Annotated in this window: 2 protein-coding genes; both read right to left on the bottom strand. The window is 64.1% G+C overall.

The genetic code is table 11. The features are described 5' to 3' along the window. A partial coding sequence (gene sucC / locus DYI24_RS25870) for an ADP-forming succinate--CoA ligase subunit beta (protein WP_164574345.1) occupies positions 1-902 on the bottom strand: 902 nt, incomplete at its 3' end. Positions 903-997: 95 nt separating this feature from the next. Further along, positions 998-1,844, bottom strand: an 847-nt coding sequence (gene mdh / locus DYI24_RS25875) for a malate dehydrogenase (RefSeq protein ID WP_164574346.1), incomplete at its 5' end; no start/stop codon positions are given.

The raw sequence follows: 1,844 nt of genomic DNA on the forward strand, positions 1-1,844 counted from the left end.
CCCCCGACGTCGAGGAAGTTGGCCGGAGACATGCCGTACAGCTTGATGATGTCCATCGTCGCCATCGCGAGGCCGGCGCCATTGACCATGCAGCCGATGGTGCCGTCGAGGGTGACGTAGTTGAGGTCGTACTTCGACGCTTCGATTTCCTTGGCGTCTTCTTCGGTCTCGTCACGCAGCGCCTGGATGTCGGTGTGGCGGTACAGCGCGTTGCCGTCGAACGAGATTTTGGCGTCGAGGCACTTCAGATCGCCCTGCTTGGTCAGCACCAGCGGGTTGATCTCCAGCATGTCCATGTCTTTGGCGACGAACGCGGCGTACAGCTTGGCCACCAGCGCTTCGGCCTGCTTGGCCTGATCGCCCTTGAGGTTCAGCGCCTTGGCGACGGTGCGGCCGTGATGGCCCATGATGCCGGTCGCCGGATCGACGGTGAACGACACGATCTTTTCAGGCGTCTCGTGGGCGACGTCTTCGATCGACATGCCGCCTTCGGTCGAAACCACGAAGGAAATCCGCGAGGTGGCGCGATCGACCAGCAGCGACAGGTAGAACTCCTTGTCGATCTCGGAGCCTTCCTCGATGTAGAGGCGATTGACCTGCTTGCCGTCGGCGCCGGTCTGCACCGTCACCAGCGTGGCGCCGAGCATCTGCTTGGCGAATTCCTTGACCTCGTCGATCGACTTGGCGAGGCGGACGCCGCCCTTGTCGCCGGCCGAAGCTTCCTTGAACTTGCCCTTGCCGCGGCCGCCGGCGTGGATCTGGCTCTTCACCACCCAGACCGGGCCGCCGAGCTGCTTGGCAGCGGCTTCGGCCTCGGACGCCTTGAAGATCGGGAAGCCGTGCCCCACCGGCACGCCGAACTCGCGCAGCACCGCCTTGGCCTGGTATTCGTGAATATTCATGGAATTGCCCCTCGCCAGATCGCATCCAGCCGGTTGAACCGCGACGCTGCGCCGGCCCTCAAGGAGCCGGCGCAGTCAGTTTCGTTAGACGTTCCTCAGCGACCGAGCAGATCGGGCGCAATCTTCTTGCAGGCGTCGACCAGGCCCTGAACGGCAGCGACCGACTTGTCGAACGCTTCCTTGTCCTTGCCGGCCAGTTCGATCTCGACGATGCGCTCGACGCCCTTGTCGCCGATCACCACCGGAACGCCGACATACATGTCCTTGACGCCGTATTCGCCGTTGAGGTGAGCCGCAACCGGCACCACCCGCTTCTTGTCCTTCAGATAGCTCTCGGCCATCGCAATCGCCGACGACGCCGGGGCGTAGAACGCCGAGCCGGTCTTCAGCAGGTTGACGATCTCGGCGCCGCCGTTGCGGGTGCGGTCGACGATTTCGTCGAGGCGCGCCTGCGAGGTCCAGCCCATCTTGACCAGGTCGGGCAGCGGAATGCCGGCGACGGTCGAGTACTTCACCAGCGGCACCATGGTATCACCATGGCCGCCGAGCACGAAGGCGGTAACGTCTTCGACCGAGACGTTGAACTCGTCGGCCAGGAAGTAACGGAACCGCGCCGAGTCGAGCACGCCGGCCATACCGACGACCTTCTTGGCCGGCAGGCCCGAGGCCTTCTGCAGCGCCCATACCATCGCGTCCAGCGGGTTGGTGATGCAGATCACGAACGCGTCGGGCGCGTACTTCTTGATACCGGCACCGACCTGCTCCATCACCTTGAGGTTGATGCTGAGCAGATCGTCACGGCTCATGCCCGGCTTGCGCGGCACGCCGGCGGTGACGATCACCACGCGGGCACCTTCGATCGCCTCGTAGGAGTTGGCGCCGGTCAGCTTGGAGTCGAAACCGTCCACCGGCGAAGACTCTGCGATGTCGAGCGCCTTACCC

It is taken from the genome of Rhodopseudomonas sp. BR0C11, from assembly GCF_010820945.1.
GTDB classification, from domain to species: Bacteria; Pseudomonadota; Alphaproteobacteria; order Rhizobiales; family Xanthobacteraceae; genus Rhodopseudomonas; species Rhodopseudomonas palustris_H.